17 protein-coding genes are annotated in these 24127 nt (G+C 72.1%); 8 read left to right on the top strand and 9 right to left on the bottom strand.

The window, feature by feature from the left end; translation table 11 throughout:
• The first annotated feature begins 70 nt into the window (after positions 1-70).
• Together ABZ444_RS44200 and ABZ444_RS44195 are read left to right on the top strand one after the other, a co-directional pair.
• Entirely contained in the window at positions 71-1507 is a 1437-nt protein-coding gene (locus ABZ444_RS44200; RefSeq protein WP_358010197.1) for a thiamine biosynthesis protein ThiF, read from the top strand.
• Between the two features lie 63 nt (positions 1508-1570).
• Positions 1571-2905: an AarF/UbiB family protein gene (locus ABZ444_RS44195; protein WP_358010216.1), complete on the top strand. Its 1335-nt coding sequence runs from the start codon at positions 1571-1573 to the stop codon at positions 2903-2905.
• Positions 2906-4395: 1490 nt separating this feature from the next.
• Here ABZ444_RS44195 and ABZ444_RS44190 read toward each other — a convergent pair.
• The 6 genes from ABZ444_RS44190 to ABZ444_RS44165 all read right to left on the bottom strand — a co-directional run bounded on the left by ABZ444_RS44190 (position 4396) and on the right by ABZ444_RS44165 (position 9975).
• Positions 4396-4812 (bottom strand): VOC family protein, encoded by a 417-nt coding sequence (locus ABZ444_RS44190; RefSeq protein WP_358010196.1) that lies wholly within the window; start codon positions 4810-4812, stop codon positions 4396-4398.
• Positions 4813-4832: 20 nt separating this feature from the next.
• A complete protein-coding gene (locus tag ABZ444_RS44185) occupies positions 4833-5276 on the bottom strand; it encodes a helix-turn-helix transcriptional regulator (protein WP_358010195.1) in 444 nt (147 codons plus the stop codon).
• Positions 5277-5863: 587 nt separating this feature from the next.
• Positions 5864-6058: a hypothetical protein gene (locus ABZ444_RS44180; protein WP_358010194.1), complete on the bottom strand. Its 195-nt coding sequence runs from the start codon at positions 6056-6058 to the stop codon at positions 5864-5866.
• A 41-nt stretch (positions 6059-6099) separates the two neighbouring features.
• Entirely contained in the window at positions 6100-6369 is a 270-nt protein-coding gene (locus ABZ444_RS44175; protein ID WP_125636897.1) for a WhiB family transcriptional regulator, read from the bottom strand.
• Positions 6370-6916: 547 nt separating this feature from the next.
• Positions 6917-7786, bottom strand: a complete 870-nt coding sequence (locus tag ABZ444_RS44170; RefSeq protein WP_358010192.1) for an acyl-CoA thioesterase II — start codon at positions 7784-7786, stop codon at positions 6917-6919.
• Positions 7787-7941: 155 nt separating this feature from the next.
• Positions 7942-9975: an ATP-dependent DNA helicase UvrD2 gene (locus ABZ444_RS44165; RefSeq protein ID WP_358010215.1), complete on the bottom strand. Its 2034-nt coding sequence runs from the start codon at positions 9973-9975 to the stop codon at positions 7942-7944.
• Positions 9976-10129: 154 nt separating this feature from the next.
• Here ABZ444_RS44165 and ABZ444_RS44160 point away from each other — a divergent pair, with 154 nt between their 5' ends.
• Both ABZ444_RS44160 and ABZ444_RS44155 read left to right on the top strand, forming a co-directional pair.
• A complete protein-coding gene (locus ABZ444_RS44160) occupies positions 10130-11026 on the top strand; it encodes an alpha/beta hydrolase (protein ID WP_358010191.1) in 897 nt (298 codons plus the stop codon).
• Positions 11027-11110: 84 nt separating this feature from the next.
• Complete coding sequence (locus tag ABZ444_RS44155; RefSeq protein ID WP_358010190.1) at positions 11111-11359, top strand: mycoredoxin; 249 nt, start codon at positions 11111-11113, stop codon at positions 11357-11359.
• Here ABZ444_RS44155 and nudC read toward each other — a convergent pair whose 3' ends face one another.
• Positions 11360-12334, bottom strand: coding sequence for an NAD(+) diphosphatase (gene nudC, locus ABZ444_RS44150; protein WP_358010189.1), 975 nt, complete (start codon positions 12332-12334; stop codon positions 11360-11362).
• 146 nt (positions 12335-12480) lie between these two features.
• Here nudC and ABZ444_RS44145 point away from each other — a divergent pair, with 146 nt between their 5' ends.
• Genes ABZ444_RS44145 through ABZ444_RS44130 form a run of 4 tightly spaced genes read left to right on the top strand, consistent with a single transcriptional unit; the run spans position 12481 to position 17740 of the window.
• On the top strand, positions 12481-13614 hold the full coding sequence (locus tag ABZ444_RS44145) for a siderophore biosynthesis protein (RefSeq protein WP_358010187.1): 1134 nt from the start codon (positions 12481-12483) through the stop codon (positions 13612-13614).
• On the top strand, positions 13611-15074 hold the full coding sequence (locus ABZ444_RS44140) for an IucA/IucC family protein (protein ID WP_358010185.1): 1464 nt from the start codon (positions 13611-13613) through the stop codon (positions 15072-15074). The genes ABZ444_RS44145 and ABZ444_RS44140 overlap by 4 nt, the downstream gene beginning before the upstream one ends.
• Positions 15075-16649 (top strand): IucA/IucC family protein, encoded by a 1575-nt coding sequence (locus ABZ444_RS44135; protein WP_358010184.1) that lies wholly within the window; start codon positions 15075-15077, stop codon positions 16647-16649.
• A 29-nt stretch (positions 16650-16678) separates the two neighbouring features.
• Complete coding sequence (locus ABZ444_RS44130) at positions 16679-17740, top strand: type III PLP-dependent enzyme (RefSeq protein ID WP_358010183.1); 1062 nt, start codon at positions 16679-16681, stop codon at positions 17738-17740.
• On the opposite strand, the gene ABZ444_RS44125 is transcribed toward ABZ444_RS44130, so the two are convergent.
• Both ABZ444_RS44125 and ABZ444_RS44120 read right to left on the bottom strand, forming a co-directional pair.
• Positions 17729-20989, bottom strand: coding sequence for a UvrD-helicase domain-containing protein (locus ABZ444_RS44125; RefSeq protein WP_358010182.1), 3261 nt, complete (start codon positions 20987-20989; stop codon positions 17729-17731). The genes ABZ444_RS44130 and ABZ444_RS44125 overlap by 12 nt on opposite strands.
• Positions 20983-24120, bottom strand: coding sequence for an ATP-dependent DNA helicase (locus tag ABZ444_RS44120; RefSeq protein ID WP_358010181.1), 3138 nt, complete (start codon positions 24118-24120; stop codon positions 20983-20985). The genes ABZ444_RS44125 and ABZ444_RS44120 overlap by 7 nt, the downstream gene beginning before the upstream one ends.
• Between the last annotated feature and the right edge of the window lie 7 nt (positions 24121-24127).

Raw genomic sequence — 24127 nt, 5'->3', positions numbered from 1 at the left:
GGTCGGGGGTTGTCCACAGGCGGCGCGGAACCGGCTCGGGATCTTGGTCGGACGTGCGAACCTTCCGGCCATGAGGCCACGTGTGAAGCCGGCCCTCCGGCGAATCCTCCGCGACGAGCACACCCTGCAGTACGGCGTGCATCCCCTCCGGGCCATCACTCTGACCGGCCTGACGAGATCGGTGCGTCAGTGGATCGAGGGGCTCGACGGCACCCGCGACCTGCGGAGGGTGATGCGCGACGCGGCGGCGGCCGGTCTCGACGAGCCGTGCGCCCAGGCTCTGCTCGACTACCTCGCCACGCGGGGCGCCCTGCACGACGCGGGCCCGTTCCCGGCGCCGCTGCGGGAGCTCTCCCTCGCCGAAAGGGATCGGCTGAAACCTGACCTCGACGCGCTCGACCTGGCCTCCAACACCCCCGAGGGCGGCGTCGAGCTGCTTCGGCGTCGGCGGGAGGCGAAGGTCCGGGTCTACGGGGCCGGGCGCGTGGGGGCGCAGGTCGTCGCCCTGCTCGCGGCCGGCGGGGTCGGCGACATCCGGGTGATCGATCCCGGGCCGGTCCGGCCGGGGGACATAACGCCGGGCGGGCTGACGTGGGCCGAGGTGGGGCTGTCCCGGGAGGAGGGCGCGGCGGCGGTCGCCCGGCGGCTGCTCTCTCCTCCGCCGAAGAACGCGCCGGCCGTTCCGCCTTCGCGCGATCGCACCTCACCCCCTCGACCCGGCGGTCGGAACGCGACGCCCGCTGGTGACGCCACCGGACGGCCCACACGCAGGGCGCCTACGCCGTCCGCCGACACGACCGCACAGCCCAGGCGGCCCGGCGGCACGACCGCACAACCCAGGCGGCCGGTCGTCACACCGTCCGGTGGCACGCCTGCACAGCCCAGACGGGCGGGCGTCACGCCGTCCGGCATCGTCGCCGCGCGGGTCTCGCCTGCCGTGCCACCCGCTCCGACGGTGCCGCCCACTCCGGCGGAGGTTAACCAGGACGCCGCTCCGTCCTCCAACGTCCTGGCCGGCGCTCCGCATCTGGGGGACGGCACGGCGCGTCCCGACCTCGCCATCCTCGCGCCCGTGGGTCCTCTGGACGGCGTGCTGGTCAACGAGCTGGCCGACTTCGGCATCCCGCATCTGCTGGTGTCGGCCTTCGAGGGGCACGGGTCCGTCGGCCCGCTGGTGTTTCCTGGGGAGACGACATGCCTGCACTGTCTCGACCTGACGCGCCGCGACCACGATCCCGCCTGGCCGATCGTCACCGCCAGGCTGGGCGGCTATCCGCCCGGCGAGATCGCCTGCGACACGACTCTCGCCACGCTCGTCGCGGCCGCGGCGACCGGCCAGGCGCTTGCTCATCTCGAAGGCCGGGCGACCTCTGTGACGAACGGCACAATGGACGTAATGCCTGATTGGTGCTGGAAAAGACGGTCGTGGAGCGGCCATCCGCAATGTCGTTGTATGCGAAACAATCCATATTCGCTAACAATGGACATGTCACCTACCAGCGACTGACGTGCTCAGGGGACGACCACGAAGGGGGGAAGCGGCATCTCGGGCGAGGTTCCGCGCATGAGTGTGAGCGATCTTCCGCGCCGGGCAGTCACCCGCTCAGCCAAGTTGGCCACCCTTCCGCTCGGGTTCGCCGGGCGGGCCGCCCTCGGCCTCGGCAAGCGCATCGGCGGCAAGTCAGCAGAAATCGTGGCCCAGGAGGTTCAGCAGCGCACCGCCGAACAGATCTTCAAGGTGCTCGGCGAGCTCAAGGGCGGCGCGATGAAGCTCGGGCAGGCACTGTCGATCTTCGAGGCGGCGCTTCCGCCGGAGATCGTCGGCCCCTACCGGGCGACCTTCACGAAACTGCAGGACGCCGCTCCTCCGCTGCCGGTCGCCACCGTCCACAAGGTGCTCGCCGAGCAACTGGGGGACGATTGGCGCAAACACTTCCTCTCGTTCGACGACCGGCCCACGGCCGCCGCCTCGATCGGCCAGGTGCACAAGGCCGTCTGGAACGACGGACGCGAGGTGGCCGTCAAGATCCAGTACCCGGGGGCGGGCAAGGCGCTGCTCGGCGACTTCACACAGCTGGCCCGGCTGGGAAAGATGTTCGGGGCGCTGCTGCCCGGCCTCGACATGAAGGCACTGCTGGCCGAGCTGCGCGAGCGGATCGCCGAGGAGCTCGACTACCTTCGCGAGGCCGAGGCACAGCACGCCTTTGCGCTGGAGTACAACGGCGATCCTGACTTCCACGTCCCTGATGTGGTTGCAGCCAACGAGATGGTGCTGGTCAGCGAGTGGATGGACGGCACTCCCCTGTCGCGGGTGATCACCGAGGGCAGCAAGGAGGAGCGTGATCACGCGGGACTTCTGTTCGTCCGGTTCCTGTTCTGCTCGCCTGCCCGGGTCGGCATGCTGCACGCCGATCCCCATCCGGGCAACTTCCGCGTGCTGGCCAACGGCAAGCTCGGCGTCCTCGACTTCGGCGCGGTCAACCGCCTGCCCGGCGGGTATCCAAAGGTCTTCGGGCAGCTCACGCGCATCTTCAACCAGGGCGACATGGACACCGTGATGACGGGTCTCCGTGATGAGGGCTTCATCCGTCAGGACATCGACATCGACCCCGACGCCCTGCGTGCTTTCCTGGCCCCGTACGTGGAGCCGACGGCCGTGGAGGAGTTCACCTTCAGCCGGGAGTGGCTGCAGGCCCAGGCAGCCAGCGTCACCGACCTCCGTCCGACGAACGTGGTTCGCCAGCTCAACCTGCCGCCGTCGTACGTGCTCATCCATCGGGTACATGCGGCCGGTGTCGGGGTCCTCTGCCAGCTCGGCACCACGGCGCGTTTCCGTGACGAGGTGATTCGCTGGGTTCCGGGCTTCACCGACGACCCGAACGGCGAGGCACTGGCGGTCGGCTGATCAGGCGGCGCTTGTGCTTCGTGGGCGGAGGCGGCGCCTTGCTTGTGGAAATGCACAGCTGGATTGGAGAAGCGCGGCTGGCTCAGGAGATGCACGACTGGCTCGCCGGGAAGCGAGGGTGACCGCAGCATCCGCTGCCGACGCGCTCAAGCCGCGCCGTGGGATGGCGGGTGGGAGGGCGAGGGCATCGGCCTCATCCTCGTCTTCCTACGCAGCCAACAGGGCGCCTTGCCGGGAGGGTGATTGTCGGTCTTCCTCGACCGTCGCTCTCACTCCCGACTCCTGACTCTGGGCTCCTGACTCTGGGCTCCTGGCTCCTCGCTCGTGGCTCCGGGCTCCGGGCTCCGGGCTCCGGCAGGAGGGCACGGATCCACGGCCGGCCGTCGGTGATCTGCTGTTCAGGTCCGTTCGTGTAGCCTTCGTCGCCACCAGGCGCCCAGGTGCCGCTCTGTCGGTTCGAGGTCCAGATCGGGCAGAGTGCGACGGCGCAACCGTCGATCAAGCCTGCTCACGATGCGGCGTAGTTCAGTACGCGTGAGTGCCGGCAAACGGTCGATCTCCGACTGCAGGAGGTCGCGAGAGTAGACCAGATCACAACACGGACAGTCCGTCCGCGGAAGCAGCAACCGCTTACCCGGCTTGCGCAGGAACTCCTCATAACGCTCAAGCGGCCGGGCGGTCGACGGAGACCATCGCCTCCGGATATCTCCAGTGCCGGACCGGGTGGCGTCAAGGTGGCCGCTGGGCTTTGGTGCCTGAGCCCCTGAACGATGCATGGCGCGCACGACACCTGGCGGCCTACGCGGCATCGTCCCTTCGGATCGAGATCATGTCGCCATCGTGCCATGGGCCTTTCGTCACTCAGCGCAAAGGGGCTCCGGCATGGCGCAGCCAACGGGCGATCGAGCTTGGGCGTCAGGGGCAGGCGCAGGCCGGTGTAGCCCGTTCGCCTGGGCTGAACCGATCCTTGTGAGATCCGTACGGGTTGGGGTGAAGAGGACGCTGGGGTGGCGGATCCCCATGACGCCGTGCCTGGACGGCGGTGAGCTTGCCCGCATCCGCGCGGCGCGCCCGTCGTATCGGTCACAGGTGGGGCCTCGGAGGGGTGTTGTCCGAGGTCGCAATGGTGGCGCTTGAGGGTTGCGCGCGGCAAGATCATCGCTGCGCTGGCGGGGCAGGGCTGACGTTCCTGATCGCCGGTCAAGATGATGACCCCAAAGGACGTGTCCGGGGTGATGGCGCCGAGTGCGGATCAGGGATGACGTCCCGAACGTGCGCCAGGGAACGACCCCAAAGCCCTGCGGATCAGGGGTGGCGTTCATGGATGCAGGTCAAAGGACGACCCCAAAGACCCTGCGGATCAAGGATGACGATCCTGGATGCAGGTCAGAGGACGACCCCAAAGACCCTGCGGATCAAGGATGACGATCCTGCACGTAGGTCAGGGAACGGCCCCAAAGACGCGTCCGGGGTGATTGTGCCGGGTGCGGTCAGGGGTGGCGTTCCTGGATGCGGATCAGGTTGCCGGAAGGGTCGCGGACGGCGCAGTCGCGGACGCCGTACGGCTGGTCCATCGGTTCCTGGACGATCTCGGCGCCGCTGGTCTTCAGGCGTTCGAAGGTGGCGTCGAGGTCGTTGGTGGCCAGGTTCACGCCGGCGTAGGTGCCCTTGGCCATCATCTCGGTGATGGTACGGCGCTCGTCGTCGGTGATGCCGTAGCCGTTCGCAACCGGGGGTTGCAGGACGATGGAGGTGTCCGGCTGGCCGGCGGGGCCCACCGTGAGCCAGCGCATCCCCTTGTAGCCGACGTCGTTGCGCACCTCGAAGCCGAGGGCGTCACGGTAGAAGGCGAGGGAGGCTTCCGGGTCGGTGTGCGGGAGGAAGCTGGAGTGGATGGTGATGTCCATGGAAGTCACGCTAATTGGGGTCAGGTAAGCGCGGTCTCTCGGTTCTTGATGGGTCTGGTCACCTGTTTGGCCACGCACGACGGCATCCCCGCGGTCGCGCTCGCCGCGCGGCGACGGTAGACGCTGGGCGGCACGCCGACCAGTTCGGTGAAGCGGGTGCTGAAGCTGCCCAGCGAGGAACAGCCGACCGCGAAGCAGACCTCGGTGACGCTCATGTCGCCGCGGCGCAGGAGCGCCATCGCGCGTTCGATGCGCCGGGTCATCAGGTAGCCGTACGGGGCCTCGCCGTACGCGCGGCGGAACTCGCGGCTGAGGTGGCCGGCTGACATGTTCACGCCGCGGGCCAGGGCTTCGACGTCGAGCGGCTGGGCGTAGTCGCGGTCGATGCGGTCGCGGACGCGGCGCAGCAGGGCGAGGTCACGCAGGTGCTGCGCTTCGGCGGGTCTGCTGGTCACATGCGCCATCGTACGTCGGCCCGAGGCCGGTCGGGACCTCCGGCCGCCCGGCTCACCGCGTACCCTCCACCTCGCGCCCGCTCGTCGGCACGAGTCGGACACGCCCCGAAAGAGCCAAGGCACCGAAGGCGAATGGGGGACGGCCCAGTTGCTGGACGTGCAAGAAGGCCACCCGAGGTCCGGATCGCGAATCACGGGAAGGAGACAGACGGCCAAAGGCCCTCGATTGCTGGTGCGCCGGGCACCCAGGCAACCGGACCACGGCTCAGCCGACAGAACGCAGACGTCCCACAGCTCAGCCGACAAAACGTGAGGTCCGGCGTGCCCGTGACGTCTCGCCGGGGCAGGACGTCAGGTCAGGTGGGCGCGGATTCTGCCCGATGCGCTCAGGGGCCGCCCTGCTGGCCAGGATCACCGCCGGGTGATCTTCCTGATGCACGGTCCAGCAACTCACCCGACAGAACACAGACGTCCCGCTGCTCACCCGGCCGAACGCAGAGGTCTGGGCATGGAAAGAGCCGGGCGCTGGGTGCGCCCGGCTCTTCAGATGCAGATGAGGATCAGGAGATCCTGCGCCGGCGGCAGGACCTCCGCGATCACATCTGCTGGCTCAGCGCCTTCCGCAAGCGGTCGTTGGCCCGCTTGACCTCGCGTCGCGCCCGCTGTACGCGGCTTACGCGCAGGATGAGACGCTGCTCCTCCGCTTCGCGGTGGAGAGTTTGTATTCGGTCGTTGACCAAGTCATGAAACAGATACGGCACGGCCAGGCTCCTGGTGGAAGAAGTGCTCATCGGTGTTCTTGTTCTCTCTCGCTCGTAGGGCTGGTGGGTGGTCAGGCAGCGACCGGGTGCTTGCGGGGACGCCCGCGCGGACGCTTACGGGGAACAACCGTTCCCCTGAGGATCAGTTCGCCGCCCCAGACGCCCCAGGGCTCCTCGCGCTCCAGCGCGCGGGCCAGGCAGGCCTGCTGGATCGGGCAACCGCCGCAGAGAGCCTTGGCGAACTCGACGTCCTCGGGTGACTCTGCGAACCACAGGTCAGGGTCGGTACGACAGGGGATCTTGGCTTCGTCGATCAGGTCCATGATCGTCTTGGCCCCCATCTGCTTCTCCTTTTGATCGAGCTTTTTGATCTTGGTCGGGCACCTCGGAGGTGGTCGGGGATCGCGGAAAAACAAGAAGGCCGCGGATCCTGTGTGCGGATCCGCGGCCTGGGGGCTGCTATGTGCCGGTCAGGTTATGACCGGAGCATCCCTCCAGGGTTGCGGACCGCACAGTCCACCCTTGGTGAGCTGGTTGGTCGGGGCAGCGATACCTGCGCCATAGACAGGAACGCCTTGCGGAGCGGCGACACCCGCGTGAGCCCTCGCACGGACGGCGGGGGCCTGGATACGGGCAGACTTCTCCTGCCGCAGCTTGGCCGGCCCATCGGCGAGCCTCACCGAGTCACGGCGCGCGGAAGCGAGCCACTGCGTGGCCGACATCTGGATGCTCATCACCGGGGCTCACCTCCACTCATCAGATCGTCGGAAACAGGAGTGTCCGACTCGCTTGTCCATGACCCTAAACCGGGAAGCCGGGAAGGGGCAACATATTTTCTACCTGCGATTTTGTGACACAACCACGGTGTCACAACGTGCTGCGAACCGACTACTTCGCCACGCGGATCATCGCCTCCTGGACGACGGATACCACGAGCTCGCCCGACGCGGTGAACATCTCGCCGCGCGCGAGCCCCCGGGCGCCCGCCGACCAGGGGGCCTCCTGGGCGTACAGGAGCCAGTCGTCGGCGCGGAACGGGCGGTGGAACCACATCGCGTGGTCCAGGGACGCGCCGATCACGTTCGAGGCCCCCCAGGCCATGCCGTGGGCCAGCAGGATCGTGTCCACGAGCGTGAAGTCCGAGGCGTACGCGGCCAGCACGACGTGCAGCAGCGGGTCGTCGGGCAGCTCGGCGTCGTAGCGGAACCACACGTTGGTCTGGGCGCTGCGCAGCTCGGGGTTCAGGTGCGCCTCCCACGTCAGGGGCGAGACGTAGCGGGCGTCGACGGGGCGCGGGCGCGAGAGCCACTCCCGCAGCTCGGGGTGGTCGCCCAGCACCTCCGACATCCTGTCCTGGAACGTCGGCAGCGTCTCGGGGGCGGGCACGACCGGCGCCACCGACGCCTGGTGCTCCACGCCCTCCTCGAAGATGTGGAACGAGGCCGACATCGTGAAGATCGCCTTGCCGTGCTGGACGGCGACGATCCGGCGGGTGGTGAACGACCGGCCGTCGCGCAGGCGCTCGACGTTGTAGACGATGGGGATGGACGGGTCGCCCGGCCTGATGAAGTAGGCGTGCAGCGAGTGGACGTGCCGGTCCTTGGGGACGGTGCGGCCGGCCGCCACGAGGGCCTGCGCGGCCACCTGGCCGCCGAAGACGCGCTGAATGCGCTCCTCCGGGCTTCTGCCACGGAAGATGTCCAGCTCGATCTGCTCAAGGTCGAGCAGGTCGAGCAGCTCCTTCAGCGCCTCGTTCACAGGGCCCCCTCACAGACGAACATTCCATGGACAAGTCTGACGTGCCACGCCTGTTCCCCCAAACCCGCCCTGCCTTGCCGGAATGCCCGGTCCCGCCGTTTCACCCGGTGGGGAAGGGACTCACGCGCGAGGGGACCGGCCGTACGTGAGGGATCTCACCCGCGGCACAGGCCGAGGACGGCCTCGCCGTAGCGGTCGACCTTGACCCGGCCGATGCCGGCGATCGACAGCAGCTCCTGCTCGGTGGCCGGCGCGCGTTCGGCGATGGCCTGGAGGGTGACGTCGGTGAAGACGACGTACGGCGGGATCTTGGCCTCCTTGGCGGTGGCCGTGCGCCAGACCTTGAGGCGTTCGAGCAGGGCCTCGTCGTAGTCGGCGGGGCAGGTCGCGCAGCGGCCGAGCTTCTGCTCGGCCGCGGCCACCAGCGTCTTGGCGCACACCCGGCAGCTCACCGGAGCGGCGACCGTGCGGCGTTCGCCGGCCGGGGTCGTCATGCGGGGCGGCGTCGAGGCGCGGCCGGTGAGCCCGTCGAGGAAGCGGGAGGGGCGGCGGCTCTTGCGCCCGCCGGGCGCGCGGGCCAGCGCCCAGGAGAGCGACAGGTGCTCGCGGGCGCGGGTGACGCCGACGTAGAGCAGCCGGCGTTCCTCCTCGATCTGCTCGGGGGTCTCGGCGTAGATGATCGGCAGCATGCCGTCGGTGACGCCGACCAGGAAGACCGCGTCCCACTCCAGGCCCTTGGCGGCGTGCAGCGAGGCGAGCGTGACGCCCTCCACCGGTGGCGCGTGCTGCTCGGAGGCGCGGCGTTCCAGCTCGGCGACGTACGCGGGCAGGTCGGCACCGTCGGCGGCCATGTCCTCGGCCAGGTCGGCCAGCGCCTTCAGCGACTCCCACTTCTCCCTGGCCTTGCCGCCGCCGGGCGGGGAGGGGGTCAGGCCGACCCCGGTCAGGATGTGGTGCACCTCCGAGGCCAGCGGCTCGCCCGCGGCCGACCGCGCGGCGCCGCGCAGCAGCACGACCGCCTGCCGCACCTCGGGACGCTCGAAGAATCGTTCGGCGCCGCGCAGCACGTACGGGATCTCGGCCTTGGACAGGGCCTCCTCGTAGGACTCCGACTGGGAGTTGACCCGGAACAGCACGGCGATCTCGCGCGAGGGCACCCCCTTGTCCAGCAGCTTCCTGATGGCTCGCGCGACGCCGGCGGCCTCGGCGGGCTCGTCGTCGTAGTCGGAGAAGACCGGTTTGGGGCCGTCGGGGCGCTGGGCGATGAGTTCGAGGCGGTTGGGGGTCTTGGACTTGGCGATGACCAGGTTGGCCAGGTTCACGACCTGCGGGGTGGAACGGTAGTCGCGGACCAGCCTGATGACGGCGGCCTTGGGGTGCTCGACGGCGAAGTTGGTGAGGTAGCGGGGGCTGGCGCCGGTGAACGAATAGATGGTCTGGTTGGGGTCGCCGACCACGCAGATGTCGTCCCGGCCGCCGAGCCAGGTGTCGAGCAGGAGTTTCTGGAGCGGGTTGACGTCCTGGAACTCGTCCACGACGAAGTAGCGGTACTGCTGGCGGATCTGGGCCGCGACCTCCTGGTGCTCGGTCATCACGGCCGCGGTCAGTTCGAGGATGGTCTCGAAGTCGACCAGGTGGCGTTCGCGGCGGATGCGCTCATACGACTCGTAGAGCCGGGCCACCTCCTCCGGCGAGCCGGGCGGCGTGCGGTGGTGCTTGGCGGCGGCGGCCACGTAGTCTTCGGGGCCGATCTGGGAGACCTTGGCCCATTCGACCTCGGCCGCGATGTCCCGCAGCTCGGACCGGTCGGGAGTTTTCCGGATCTGGCGGCAGGCTTCGACCAGTACCGGCAACTTCGACTCGATGACCGAAGGGGCCTCGCCGCCGATCACCCGCGGCCAGAAGTAGGTGAGCTGACGCAGGGCGGCCGCGTGGAACGTACGGGCCTGGACGCCCGGCGCCCCCAGCGCCCGCAGCCGCTGCCGCAGCTCCCCCGCCGCCCGGGTGGTGAACGTCACCGCGAGCACGCTGGGCGCGTCGACCACCCCGCTGCGCACGGCGTGGGCGATGCGATGGGTGATCGCCCGGGTCTTGCCGGTGCCGGCGCCGGCGAGCACGCACACCGGGCCGCGCACCGCCTCGGCGACCTCCCGCTGTTCCGGGTCGAGGCCGCTGAGGACGTCATCCACGCTGTTCACCCGATCTTCCTCCCCGCAAGTGGCGCCGAAGCACTTTATTCTGGCAACATGCGGCCCGACGTATGTTCATAGTCACCGAGATGCAAAGGAATGGTCTCTTCCCTCACAATGGGGCCGACCATGCTGCATGGGGGAAAGGAAGGCCGTGCGAACAGCGGTTTTCGCGGGCGCGCTGGTGCTCGCTGCCGTGGCGCTCACACCTGCCGTCGCGTTCGCGGCCGAGCCGCCCGTCCCCGTGGTGACCAATCCCACAGACCCCGACGGCCTGGGCGGGCTGGCCACGGAGACCCTTTCCTACGGCCGCCAGCGCAACCAGGACATGGACGTGTGGTGGACGCCCGACGGCCAGAAGCGCCCCGGCGTCTTCCTGATCCACGGCGGCTGGTGGTCCGGCGGCGACAAGAAGTACATGAAGGAGATCACCCGTAGTTACGCCGACCTCGGGTACACCGTCTTCAACCTCAACTACCGGCTCTCCGGCGAGGCCGCCTGGCCGGCGCAGCGCACCGACGCGCTGGCCGCCATCGCCCTGGCGCGCAAGCACGCCGACCGCTGGGCCTTCGACGCGAGCAAGTACGTCGTCGTCGGCTTCTCGGCGGGCGGGCACATCGCCGCCTCGGTCGGCACGTACGGCAACGGCATCGCCGGGCTGAAGGGCGTGGTCGGGCTGTCGCCGATCATCTCGCCGCTGCGCGCGTACGCCGACGGCGAGAAGACCGCGAACCACGACAAGCGCAAGCTGCGCGAGGCCGCGATGCGGCTGGCCGGCGGCTGTGAGCCCAAGGGCAAGTGCTCGCGCGTGTGGGCGAGCATGGAGGTGGCCTGGCACGCCAGCGCCAAGGACGCCCCGATGCTCACGGTGCACTCCGAGGACGAGTTCGTGCCGCCGTCGCAGAGCCAGTTGCTCAAGCAGATGCTCGGCCAGGTGGGCGTGCCGATGACGATCATGACGGCGCCGGGCACCAACCACAGCGCTCCCCTGTACCGGGAGCCGGGCGTGGCCGAGCGGGTGCAGGCCTGGATCGCCGAGCGCATCGGCTAGAGGGCCCCGGGTAGGGATTAAGCGGGCGCCTCCGCGTTGTTGCACCGAGCGCCTGATTTCCTGACCTTGGAGGGACAACCCGACATGGCGCTCACGGTCTACAGCACCACCTGGTGCGGCCCATGCAAGCGGCTGAAGTCTCAGCTCGCCCGCGAAGGCATCACGTTCAAAGAGGTCGACATCGAGCGCGACCCGGCCGCCGCCGAATTCGTCATGAGCGTCAACAACGGCAACCAGACCGTTCCGACCGTGGTGATCGAGACCGCCCACGGCCGGATCGTCCGGACCAACCCCTCCGCTCGCGAGGTCAAGGCCCTGCTCGGCGCGGCCTGATCACCAGTCGCCGATGAGCTCGCCGCCGTACCACGTCTCGATCAGGCGGCGGGCTATCGACACCGGGGGCGGCAGGCGCACCTCGCCCGACCGGAGCGCGGCCACCAGCTCGTCGCGGGTGAACCAGCGCGCCTCGGCGATCTCGTCGGCGTCGGGGATCAGCGCGGTCGTGGTGGCGTCGGCGAAGAAGCCGAGCATGAGGCTGCGCGGGAACGGCCAGGGCTGGCTGCCCAGGTAGCGCGGGTTGACGACGTTGACGCCGACCTCTTCGGCGACCTCGCGGACCACCGCGTACTCCAGGGACTCGCCCGGCTCCACGAAGCCCGCCAGGATCGACAGGCGCCCCTCGGGCCATTGGGGGCCGCGGGCCAGCAGGCAGCGGTCGTCCTCGTCCCTGATCAGCATGATGACCGCCGGGTCGACGCGCGGGAAGTGCTGGCTGGAGTCCTTCGGGCACACCCGGACATGACCGCCGGCCTGCACCGCCGTACGGGCGCCGCAGCGCGGGCAGAACTGGTGGGTGGCGTGCCAGGCCTCCAGCGCCACCGCGTGGACCAGCAGGCCCGCGTCGCGGTCGCCGAGCAGCCCGCCCACCTGGCGCAGGCCCGCCGGCACCGGACGGCCCTCGGGCGTGTCGCTCAGGCTCATCGGCATCGTCACCCGGCCGTTGAGGTCGCCGACCGGCGTGCCGGGCAGTGGCGCGGCCACCGCGAAGTAGGCCGTGCCGCCCTCGACGCCGAGCAGGTAACGCTCGCCCGGCGGCGCCTGCGCGGAGGTGTAGAGCACCGCGTGCACCTCGTCGCCGGCCCGCCGCACCAGGGTGTGGCCGTTGTCGATCACCAGCACCCTGGTCCCGGGGTCGGCCCACGCCTTCTCCAGCCATCTGTCGTCGGCACGCAGCGCCGACGATCTGTCGATGGTCCCCCGTGCCAGGAGCAGTGGGCCGATGAGTTGCTCTTCCGCGGTCTTTTCCACTGGCCGCCCCTCCCCAAGTCGCTTGTCATCCTATGACCTCGCAGTTAGCCGCCGATTAGGGTGTGCGGGCCCCGGGGCGATCATTCTCAGGCTAAGATCATCGAGTTAGGTTAGCCTTACCTGATTCCTGCGGGGGTGCCTTCGCGTTGCGGCTCTACCTGACCGCGCTCAAGCCGACGGACTCGGTGACGTACGGCTTCCTGCCCGCGGCGCGGGCCCTCGGGTGCGAGGTGACCGTCCTGACCGACCGGCCGGAGCGGCATCCCGGCTCGGTGCGTTGCGACGTACGCGACCCGCGCGCCCTGATCGACGCGGTCGAGCACCTGGGCAGGCCCGACGCGATCTTCTCCAACTCCGACCACCTTCAGGCGGAGACCGCTCTCGCGGCGTCGTACTTCGGACTTCCGGGCAAGGACTGGCGGGCCTGTCTGGCCGCCAAGAACAAGTTCCTGATGCGCCGCGGGCTCGCGGAGGCCGGCATCGAGACGGTGCGGTCCCTGCGGCTCGCGCCCGCCGATCCGGTGCCCGAGCGCCTGCCCCGGCCCGTGGTGCTGAAACCCCGCGAGGGGGTGGCCAGCGAGGACGTCGTGCTGGTCGAGGACGACCTCCCCCGCGCCGTGGCCGCGGCCAGGCGGCGCCGTCCGGGCGAGACGCTGGTCGTGGAGGAGTACCTCGAAGGGCCGCTGCGGACCCTGGAGACCCTCGGGGACGGCTCCGCGACGCGGGTGCTGGGCGGCTTCGCGACCACGCTGGGCCCGCTGCCGCACTTCGTGGAGGAGCGGCTCGACTGGGCGCCCGCCGCCGACGCCCACGTGCTCGCCGCGCTGCGGGCCCTCGGGGTGGGCTTCGGCGCCTGCCACACCGAGTACGTCCTGACGCCGGCCGGCCCACGGATCGTCGAGGTGAACTACCGGGCGATCGGCGACCACTGCGACTTCCTGCTGGCCGACGTGCTGGGCGTGCCGCTGTTCGAGTGGATCCTGCGCACGCATCTCGGGGAGCCGGCGCCCGAGCCGCCGCGTCCGTCCCGGCACGGCTGCGCGGTCAGCGTGGTCGCCGACCGGCCGGGCGTCGTCAAGGAGGGGCCGCCGGAGGAGGACGTCGAGGACGACGGCGTACGACTGTGGCACCGGCCGCTGCGGGCCGTCGGGGACGTCATGGAGCTGACCCACACGAACCGGGACTACCTGGGCGTCATCCGGGCCGTGGGACCGGACCGGGCCCGCGTGGACGCCGCCGTCGAGCGGTACCGGGCGGCCCGGCCGTGGGTGGTCGGGTGAGGACGCGGGAGGCGTACCTGGCCGCCCGGGTGCTGGACGCGCTGGTCCGCGAGGACTACGGCGGGCTGGCCGCCCGTCTCGACCGGACCAGGGCCGGGGCCGGGCTGCTGCTGGCCGACGGGCGGTGGGTCCGGATGGTCGCGGGGTCGCCGTTCCAGGACTTCGTGGTGGCGCCGGACGAGCGTCTGGGCCTGGAGCAGGTGCTGGAGACGCTCGTGGAGGTGTCCGAGCCGGCCGACGCCGAAGGGGTGGCGGCCTTCTTCGACGAGTGCCTGACCGCCCTGTCCGCGCTGGAGCTGCACGACGCGCACGCCGGGGAGGTGCTGCGGCACGGGCCGTCCTACGAGACGCTGGCGGCCTTCGCCGACCATCCCGTCTACCCCACCTCACGGGCCAGGATCGGCGCCTCGGACCGCGACCTGCTGGCGTACGCGCCGGAGTTCGCGCCCTCGTTCGCCCTGCGATGGGCGGTCGTCCCCCATGCGGGGACGGCGCTTCCCGCGGACGTGCCGCGGCCGGCGGGCGGGGGCGTGCTGTTCCCTGTGCACCCGATGGCCGTCGACGAGGTGCGGAAGATCGACGGGGTCCGGGTGCTGACCGAGGAGGCGGTCACCGTACGGCCCACCCTGTCCATGCGGACCATCGAGGTCGGGCCGCGTACGCACCTCAAGCTGCCGTTGCCGGTGAGCACGCTCGGCGTGCGCAACCGGCGCTCGATCGCAGCGGGCACCCTGGAGGACGGCGCGCGGGCCGAGCTGCTGCTGCGCCGGCTCGCCGATCCCGATGTGCTGCTGGCCGACGAGCAGACCCACGCGCACGCGGGCCACGAGTACCTGGCGTGGATGGTCAGGCGGCTGCCGGAGGGCCGGATCGTCCCGGTCGCGGCGCTGGCGGTGCCCGGCGTGCTGGACGGCCTCGGCCCTGACGTGCTGCCCCGCTACCTGCGTCTGCTGCTGCGCTGGAACGTGCGGCTGTTCGTCCGGTACGGCGTCGCGCTGGAGGCCCACCAGCAGAACCTGGCCCTCGTCCTGCGGGACGGCGACCTGCGGCTGCTGGTCAAGGACAACGACGGCCTGCTGGCCTCGCCGTCGAGGCTGGCGGCGGCCGGGATCGAGGTGCCGGCCTTCTCCGACGGGCGCATGCTCACCGACGACCCGCACGCGCTGGCCGACGTGTTCGTCACGATCACGCTGCACCTGGCCGCCGCGGCGGTGGCGTTCGCCGTGCTGCCGCCGGCGCGGGCGGCGGCCCTGGTGCGCGGCACGCTCGCCGAGGCGCTCGACGAGCACGGCGACCATCCCATGGCCCGGCTGCTGCGCGCCAGGACGCTCGACGCGGCCAGGCTCACCGGCAAGTCCATGGTCACCGCCGGGACGCTCGTGGCCAAGGAACGGTCCGGGGCGCGGGACGTGAACAAGTTCTACGGCATCAGCGGGCCCAACTACCTGAGGAGAGCGTGAATGGACGTCCTGGCCATCGGGGCGCCGGCCGAGGAGGCGACGCTGGCGGCCCTGCTGCGGTGCTGCGTGCGCGAGGTGGCCGGGCCCAGGGGACTGGTCTGGCCGGCGCCGCCGTACGTGCTGCTGCGGGTGGCGGGGACGCTGCTGCGGGCCCGTACGCACGGCGGGGCCGCGCTGCGCCTCGACGGGCCCCCGGAACGCCTGGAGGGCGGCTCCTGGCAGCCGCTGACGGTCGCCGAGCTGGTCCGGCTAGCCGAGGCCGACCTGGCCGGCCGGCCGGACGAACCTGCGCGCCAAGGCCGGGGAGCCGGGGCGGCGCACCTCGTCGTCGAACCCAACGGCGAGTTCGCCGGCCAGGTGGCCGCCAGCAGGGACGCCATCGCGGCGATCCTGGCGGCCAGGGCGCGGGCCGAGCCACCCGCCGATCCCTGGCTGGCCTCGGAGCAGGCGCTCGTGTACGGCCACCCGTTCCACCCCACCCCCAAGGCCCGCGACGGCGCGGACTGGCTGCGCTACGCCCCCGAGGCCCACGCCGCCTTCCCGCTGCGGCTGCTCGCGGTACGCGAGGACGCGCTGGCCGAGGAGGGCGACCTGACGGCCCTGGACGCGCTCGGCCCGGCGCCCGCCGGACACCGGCTGCTGCCCGCCCATCCGTGGCAGCTCGCCCTGCTGCGTCCCGCTTTCGGCCCCGGGCTGGTCGATCTCGGGCCGGGCCCGCTCGCGGTGCCGACCTCGTCGGTGCGGACCGTGTACGTCCCGGACGCCGAGGTGTGCCTGAAGTTCTCCCTGGACGTGCGGATCACGAACTGCGTGCGCAAGAACGCCTGGTACGAGCTGGCCGGGGCCGTCGAGCTCACCTCCCGGCTGGCGCCGGTGATCGCCGAGGTCGCGGCGCGGCACCCGGCCGTCCGCTGGCTCCCCGAGCCCGGCTACCGCACGGCGCTCGGGCAGCGTGAGGGACTGGGCGTGATCGTCCGGGCGAGCCCGTGGACGGCCTGCGACCCCGGCGTCACCCCGGTCCTCGCCGCCGCCCTCGCCCTGGACGCCGCCCCGGCCGACCCCCTGGCCTGGTGGACGGCGTACGTGTCGGCGGTCGCGCTGCCGGTCGTGGACCTGTACTTCAGCCACGGCGTCGTCCTGGAGCCCCACCTGCAGAACGTGCTCGTCGGCCTGGACGCCGCCGGCCGGCCCGTCCAGGCGATCTTCCGCGACCTGGAGGGCGTCAAGCTCGTCGCGGGCCGCCACGACCTGGGCGGGCTGCACCCCGCCGTGGCCGGCGCGCTCACCCACGACCCGGCGCGGGGCTGGGCCCGCGTCGTCTACTGCCTGTTCGTCAACCACCTCACCGAGATCGCCGCCACCCTGGCGGGGCCCGACGACGGGCTGCTGCGCGCGTTGTGGCGGGCCGCCCGCGACCTGCTCGCCCGCCAGGCCGCCGAGCTCGGGCGGCCGCTTCCGCTGCGCGACCTGCTGGCCGGAGCGCCACTGCCCGCCAAGGCGAACCTGCGCGTGCGGTGGGCCAGGGCAGCCGACCGCAGCGCCGGTTACGTCCCGATCGCGAACCCGCTCGCGTGAGCCGCGTCCTGGAGCGCGAACCCGCTCGCGTGAACCGTGTCCTGGAGGCCGCCGCCCGGCTGCCCGCGCTGCCCGCCTACCTCTACGACCTGCCCGCGCTCGACGAGCACGCCGCGTCGGTGCGCGCGGCGCTGGGCGAGGTCGAGCTGTACTACGCGGTCAAGGCCAACCCCGACGCCGAGCTGCTGCGGGTGCTGGCCCGGCACGTGGACGGGTTCGAGGTGTCGTCGGCGGGCGAGCACGCGCACGTCTCCGCGCTGTTCCCGGGCGCGCGGCTGGCGCTCGGCGGGCCCGGCAAGACCGACGCGGAGCTGCGGCTGCCGCACCACCGCCTGCACGTCGAGTCGCCGTACGAGCTGCGCCGCCTGCTCGCGACCGGGCTGGAGGCCGACGTGCTGCTGCGGGCCAACCCGGACCTGCCGGTCGAGGGGGCCGCGCTCACGATGGACGGCCCGTTCGGCATGGACGAGGCGGGGCTGGCCGAGTGCCTGCCGCTGTTCACCGACCGCGTACGGCTGCGCGGCCTGCACGCCCACCTGGCCAGCGGCCTGGCCGCCGCCGAGCTCCTCCGGCTGGCCGGGGCCCTGCTGGAGACCGGGCATCGGGAGGTCAACCTGGGCGGGGGCATGGCGGTGTCGTACACGTCAGGCGAGCGCTTCGACTGGGCGGCCTACGGCGAGGGGCTGGCCGCGCTGCGGGCCGGGCGGCGGCTGCGGGTCGAGCCGGGCAGGTCGCTCACCGCCTACTGCGGCCACTACGTCACCGAGGTCGTGGACGTGAAGCGGGTGCGCGGCCAGGCGTACGCGATCGTCCTGGGCGGGACGCACCACCTGCGCACGCCGGTCACCAAGGGCCACGACCAGCCGTTCACGATCCTTCCCACAGGTGGCGGGCCCGGGGTCGCCGGGGAGCCCGTGACGTTCGCCGGCCAGCTGTGCACCCCCAAGGACGTCTTCGCCCGGAACGTGGTGACCTCGGTGCGGGTGGGGGACCGGGTGGTGTTCGGCATGGCCGGCGCCTACGCCTGGAACATCTCCCACCACGACTTCCTCATGCACCCCCGGCCCGCCTTCCACCACCTAGGACTCTGAGGCCGGGACCGCCTCGACGAGCGCGACCAGCCCCTCGGCGTCGAGCAGGTTGACCGGCCGCACGGTTCTGTTGGCCCGGACGTAGTGGAAGGCCGCGCTCACCTTCTCCAGCGGCACCTCGGCCAGGTGCGACCACGCCAGCCGGTACGCGGCGAGCTGCACCGAGGCCGTGCGGGCCGCCTTCCCCCTGGGCGGTACGCCGGTCTTCCAGTCGACCACCTCGTAGCCGCCGTCGGGCAGCTCGAACACGGCGTCCATCCGCCCGCGCACCAGCCGGTCGGCGATCATGGTCTCGAACGGCACCTCCAGGTCGACCGGCCGCCGGTCGGCCCACTCGCTCTCCTCGAACCGCTGCTGCAGCTCGGCCAGCCGCACGTCGGCCTCCTCCAGCTCCTCCAGCGGGTCGAGGTCGAAGTCGTCGATCAGCCGCTGCTGGTCCCACCGGCTCTCCAGCCACCTGTGGAACGACGTGCCCCGGCGGGCCAGCGGCGCCGGCTTGCGCGGCACCGGACGGCGGATCCTGCGGGCCAGCTCGGCCGGGTCGGTGGCCAGCGTGACCAGCGACGACACGGTCAGCTTGGCCGGCAGGTCGACGACGGTCGCCGGTTTGCGCCGGTTCAGCTCGCGTTCGCGCAGCAGCAGGTCGGTGTCGCGCTCCCAGGCGCGCAGGCGCTCCTCCTCGAACGGGCGCAGCGGCTCGTCGTCCTCGTCGGCCAGGTTGCCGGCCAGGGCGTCCTCGACCAGCCGGGCCCCGTCGAGCACCGACTCGTAGCGCAGGCCCTCGGGGGTGACCGGCCAGACGGCCTCGGCCGGCTCGGCGAGCAGCGGGTTCGTCGCGCCCTCGGCGAGGTCGCCGGCCCAGTAGGACACCCGGTCGGCCGTGTCGCGGATCTCCAGCAGGAACTCCGACGGCTCCAGCGGCTTGGTGGCGCTGCCCCAGCGGTAGCCGGAGGCGATGAGGTGGTAGTGGGCCCGGGTGACGGCGACGTACGCCAGCCGCCGCTCCTCCATCAGGTCGCGCTCACGGCACTGCTCGTCGAACGCGGCCAGCTCCTCCTTGCTCAGCCCGCCCAGCCGGGGCAGGTCGGCGGCGTCGCCGCGCAGCGGGTAGGGCAGCTTGCGCGGGTTGTCGGTCCAGCGGCTGTTCATCACCGGCGTGGCCGGGAACACGCTGCCCGTCGCGATCGTGCCCTTCGAGCTGAGGAGCTGCGACAGGCCCGGCACGACCACGATCGGCCACTCCAGGCCCTTGGAGGCGTGGACGGTCATCAGCTTGACGCTGTTGCTCTCGCCGACCCGGCCCGCCTCCAGCCCGAACTCCTCGCTCTCGGCCGCCTGGAGATAGGCCAGGAACGCGCCCAGCGTCGGGTCCTCGGCGTCGCCGGCGAACCTGGCGGCCGCGTCGATGAAGGCGTCGAGGTCGGCCCGCGCGGCGAACGCCCCGGCCGTGCCGCTGCGGGCGGCCACCTCGATGTCCAGGCCGAGCCGGCGTTCGATCTCGGTGACCAGGTCGGGCAGCGGCTGGGCGGTGTGGCCGCGCAGGTTGCGCAGCTCCTGGGCGAGCGCGACCAGCCGGGTGCGGGCCAGCGGCGAGAACGACTCCAGCCACTCGGGCCGGTCGGGCAGCTCGTCGAGCGCGTCGACCAGGCTGCCGCGCTCCTCGGCCAGGTCGGCGACCACCTGGTCGAGCGGGTCGTCGGCGCGGTGGCTCTCGCTCAGCTCGCGGGCCAGCTCCCTGGCGTGCTCCCCCAGCACCCGCAGGTCGGCCGGCCCGACCCGCCAGCGCGGCCCGGCCAGCAGCCTGGCCAGCGCGTCGCCGGCGGTGGCGTCGTAGAGCACGCGCAGGGTCGCCACGATGTCGTTGACCTCGGGCACGGTCAGCAGGCCGCCGAGCCCGACCACCTCGACCGGGATGTCGCGATCCTCCAGCGCCTTGCGCAGCGCGGGGAACTGCGAGCGCTTGCGGGCCAGGATCGCGACGTCCTGGGGCTGGACGGCGAGCGTCTTCTTGCGTTCCTTCTCGCCCCAGGGCAGGCCGTCGGGGGCGGTCTCCTGGCCGAGGATCCTGGCCACGCCGTCGGCGATCCACTTGGCCTCGTCCTCGGCGGTCTCGTGGAAGGCGCAGGTGACGCGGCCCCGCTCGACCCGGTTGGGCCCCGGCACCAGCACGGGGACCTCGCGGGCCTCCATGCGCAGCGGGAGCTGGACGCGGGCGGCGACGTCGAGGACCCGGTCGCCGTTGCGGAAGCTGACGCTGAGCTGGCGGACCGGCGCCTCCTCACCGGCGGGGGTGCGGAAGTCGCGGGGGAAGCGGCGCAGGTTGCCCGCCGAGGCGCCGCGCCAGCCGTAGATGGACTGGCAGGGGTCGCCGACGGCGGTGACCGGATGGCCGCCGCCGTAGAGCGAGCGCAGCAGGACGAGCTGGGCGTGGCTGGTGTCCTGGTATTCGTCGAGCAGGACCACGGAGTAGCGGGACCGTTCGCTCTCGCCCACTTCCTTGTGGTTGGCGGCGATCCGGGCGGCCAGCGACATCTGGTCGCCGTAGTCGATGACCTCGCGGCGGCGCTTGAGCCGTTCGTACGCCTCCACCAGCGGCAGCAGCTGCTCCCTGGCCGCCTGCACGCCGACCGGCTTGCGCTGGGCCACGGTCGTGCGGCCGGGCAGCGCGCCCAGCCGGGCCTCCAGCCACTCCCCCATCCGCCGTACGTCGGCGGGCGCGCGCAGGTGCTCCGACAACTCGCCGGCGAGTTCGAGCAGGGCGGCGGTGACCGAGGGCGGGCCCAGCTCGATCTTGTCCATCGGCCCGTCGTACAGGGCCACCACGCGCGAGGCGAGCTGCCACGACACCGCCGGGGTGACCAGGCGCATGGTGGGTTCGAGCGCCTCGCGCAGGGCGTGGTCGGTGACCAGGCGGGCGGCGTAGGCGTGGTAGGTGGAGACGGTCGGCTCGTTGTCGAGCGCGCCGGGCGCGACCAGGCCCGCCTCGGCGAGCCCGGTCAGGCGCTCCCTGACCCGGACGGCCAGCTCGGCCGCGGCCTTGCGGGTGAACGTCAGCCCCAGCACGTTCTCCGGTTTGACCAGGCCGTTGGCCACCAGCCAGACCACCCGCCCGGCCATCGTCTCGCTCTTGCCCGAGCCCGCGCCCGCCATGACGACCATCGGTTCGAGGGGCGCCTCGATGACCGCGGCCTGCTCGCTCGTCGGCGGCAGGATGCCGAGCTTGTCGGCCAGTTCGACCGGGTTCAGCACACCTGGCCCCCGTTGTCGTTGACCGGGCAGCTCGCCCGCGCCGCGCACGTGCGGCAGCCGTCGTTCACCTTGGCCTGGAAGAACGGGCCCGACATGCCCGTGGCGACGGTGTCGACCAGGTCGCCGGCCCAGCCGGGGTTCTTGTCGTCGGCCAGCGCGCCCTGCCGCTGCTCGGTGGCGGCGTTCTTGCCGGCCGCCTTGCCGAGCTGGACCAGCGCCGCGCCGCCGGGCTCGGTCATGCCGTGCCGGGCGAACGCGCCGAGCAGCGCGGCGAGCTGGTAGACGCCGAGCTGCGGATGGCGGTCGAGCTCTCCCGCCTTGGGCTTGGAGCCGCCGGTCTTCAGGTCGATGATCACCGCGCGGCCGTCGTCGTCGCGCTCGACCCGGTCGACCCGGCCCTTGATCTGCACGCCCTCGGAGACCGTGGCGACGAACGACTCCTCGATGGCGACCAGCTCGCGCGGGTTGTCCTTCTGCCAGCGCAGGAACTTGCCGATCATCTGCTCGGCGACCTGGCGCTGCTTGCGGTTGTACCAGACGCCGCCGAAGTCGAGCTCGTTCCAGACCTGGTCGAGCCGCTCGCCCAGGGCGTCCTCGCCGGGCAGGTCGGTGGCGGCCAGCATGGCCAGCGCGTGGATGACGTTGCCGAGGCCCTGGGCGGTGCTGGTGCCCGCGGCTCCGACGGCCGTCTCCAGGAGCCAGCGCAGGCCGCACTTGGTGAAGCTCTCGACCGCGGACGGGGAGATGTTGACGATGTCGTCCGGCCAGCTCAGCGGGCGGTCGTCGGTGATGGGGGTGAGGGCGTACCAGTCGTTGGGGTGGGCGCCCTGGACCCCGGCGGCGGCCAGGCGGGCGAGCTGCCGCGCGGCGCGCTGCCGGACCTTGGCCGGCTTCGTGGGGTCGGTCACCGCGCTGCGGAGATCGGCCACCAGCGCCGACATGGTCAGCCAGCGCGCCCGGTCGTCGACCGTGGCCGACTCGACCTCGCCCGGCATCAGCTCCGACAGGAACCGGGAGGGCCGCTCGTCGGTGTCCTCGCCGCCGACCGCCGTGACCACCAGCCGCCGCCTGGCCCGCGTGGCCGCGACGTAGAACAGCCGCCGCTCCTCGGCCAGCAGCTTGGAGGCCAGCGACGCGGCGCTCGGCTCGGCGCCCTCGACCACCTCCACCAGGTCGTCGGCGCCCAGCAACGACCCGCGCAGCCGCAGGTCGGGCCAGACCCCCTCCTGGACGCCCGCCACGACCACGATGTCCCATTCCAGGCCCTTGGAACGGTGGGCCGTCAGCACCCGCACGGCGTCGCCGTCGGGCGCGCGGTCGGCCAGCGTGTCGCCCGGGATCTCCTGGGCGGCCAGGTTGTCGAGGAACACCTCGGGGCCCGCCTTGGGCATGCGGTCGACGAACTTGGCGGCGTGGTCGAACAGCGCCACCACCGCGTCGAGGTCGCGGTCGGCCTGCGCGCCGCGGGAGCCGCCGGACAGGCTCTGCTCGGCCCAGCGCCCGCCCAGGCCGCTGGCGTGCCACACGGCCCACAGGAGGTCTTCGGCGGTGCCCTCCTGCGCGGCGGCCTCGCGGGCGGCGGCGAGCAGCTTGGCGACGCGTTCGGCGGGGAGGGCGACGTGCGGCTCGACGCGGGTGAGCTCGCGGGTGTCCTGGATCGCCGCCACCAGCAGCTCGCCGGACGACCGCGCCTCGGGCCTCGCCTCGGCGGCCGGCTCCTCCTCGGCGGCCAGGGCCTCGTTCTCGGCTATCTTGAGCGCCCGGCGCAGGCGGCGTACGCCGATCATGTCCGTGCCGCCGAGCGGGCCCGTCAGCAGCTCCTCGGCCACCCCCTCGTCGAGCTGCGCCGGGTCGAGCGCCACCCGCAGCATCGTGAGCAGCGGCCGCACGCCCGGCTCCTGGGCGATCGGCACCTCGTCGCCGGCGATCATCGTCGGCACCCCGGCGTTGACCAGCGCCCGCCGCAGCAGCGGCACCTGGCGCTTGGCCGAGCGCACCAGCACCGCCATGCGGTGCCAGGGCACCCCCTCGATCAGGTGCGCCCGCCGCAGCGTGTCGGCGACGATCGCGGCCTCCTGGCTGGTGCTGTCGGCCAGCAGGACGCGCACGTCGCCGGGCTCGGCGCCGGCCGCCGGGACCAGGTCGCGGTGACCGTGCCGCTGGTCGTGGTCGGGGGCCGGGGCGATCGGCAGGCGGGCGGCGACCCGGCGCGAGGCCTCCAGCAGGTCGGCCCCGCTCCTGCGGCACTCGCGCAGCGCCACCACCGGCGCCTCGCGCCCGTCGAGCGTCCTGAACCGCTCGGGGAACTTCATGATCCCCTGGACGTCGGCGCCCCGGAACCCGTAGATCGACTGGTCGGGGTCGCCCACCGCGACGAGGTCGCGCCCGTCGCCGGCGAGCTGGTCGAGCAGGTACTCCTGGGCCGGGTCGGTGTCCTGGTACTCGTCGACGAACACGACGTCGTGGGCGGCCCGCTCGCGCTCGCGCACCTCGGGCCTGGTCAGCAGCGCCGAGGCGGCACCGATGAGCTCGGCGTAGTCGTAGGTCTCCTCGGGGTCGAGGTCGAACCGGTCCTGGTAGCGCTCGTAGAAGCGGCCGGTGGCGATCCAGTCGCTCCTGCCGTGCAGCCGGCCGAGCGCGACCAGCCGCTCGCCGTCGAGGCCGCGCTCGGCGGCCCTGGACAGGAAGTCGCGCACCTCCTCGGCGAAGCCGCGGGTCTTGAGCGCCTCGCGCAGCGACGGCGGCCAGTCGAGCGCGCCGTTCTCCAGCTCGCCGTGGAGCAGCCGGCGGATCTCCAGAAGCTGCTCGGGGCCGGTCAGCAGGCGCGGCGGCGCCTTGCCCTCCAGCACGGACTCGCGGCGCAGGAGCGCGTAGGCGTAGGAGTGGAAGGTCAGCGCCATCGGCGAGCGGGTGGTGCGCCGCAGCCGGCCGGTGACGCGCTGGCGCAGCTCCTCGGCGGCCTTTCGGCTGAAGGTGAGGATGAGCACCCGTTCGGGGTCGGCCCCGCGCCGTTCGATACGCTCGACCACGCTCTCGACGATCGTCGTCGTCTTGCCCGTGCCGGGCCCCGCGAGGACGAGGAGCGGGCCGCTCCGGTGCTCGACCACGGCACGCTGGTGTTCATCCAGCACAGGAGGC

Source organism: Nonomuraea sp. NPDC005730, from assembly GCF_040630865.1.
GTDB lineage: Bacteria > Actinomycetota > Actinomycetes > Streptosporangiales > Streptosporangiaceae > Nonomuraea.
The sequence above is the reverse complement of the archived record's forward strand: the minus strand, read 5'-3'. Positions and strand labels throughout refer to the sequence as shown.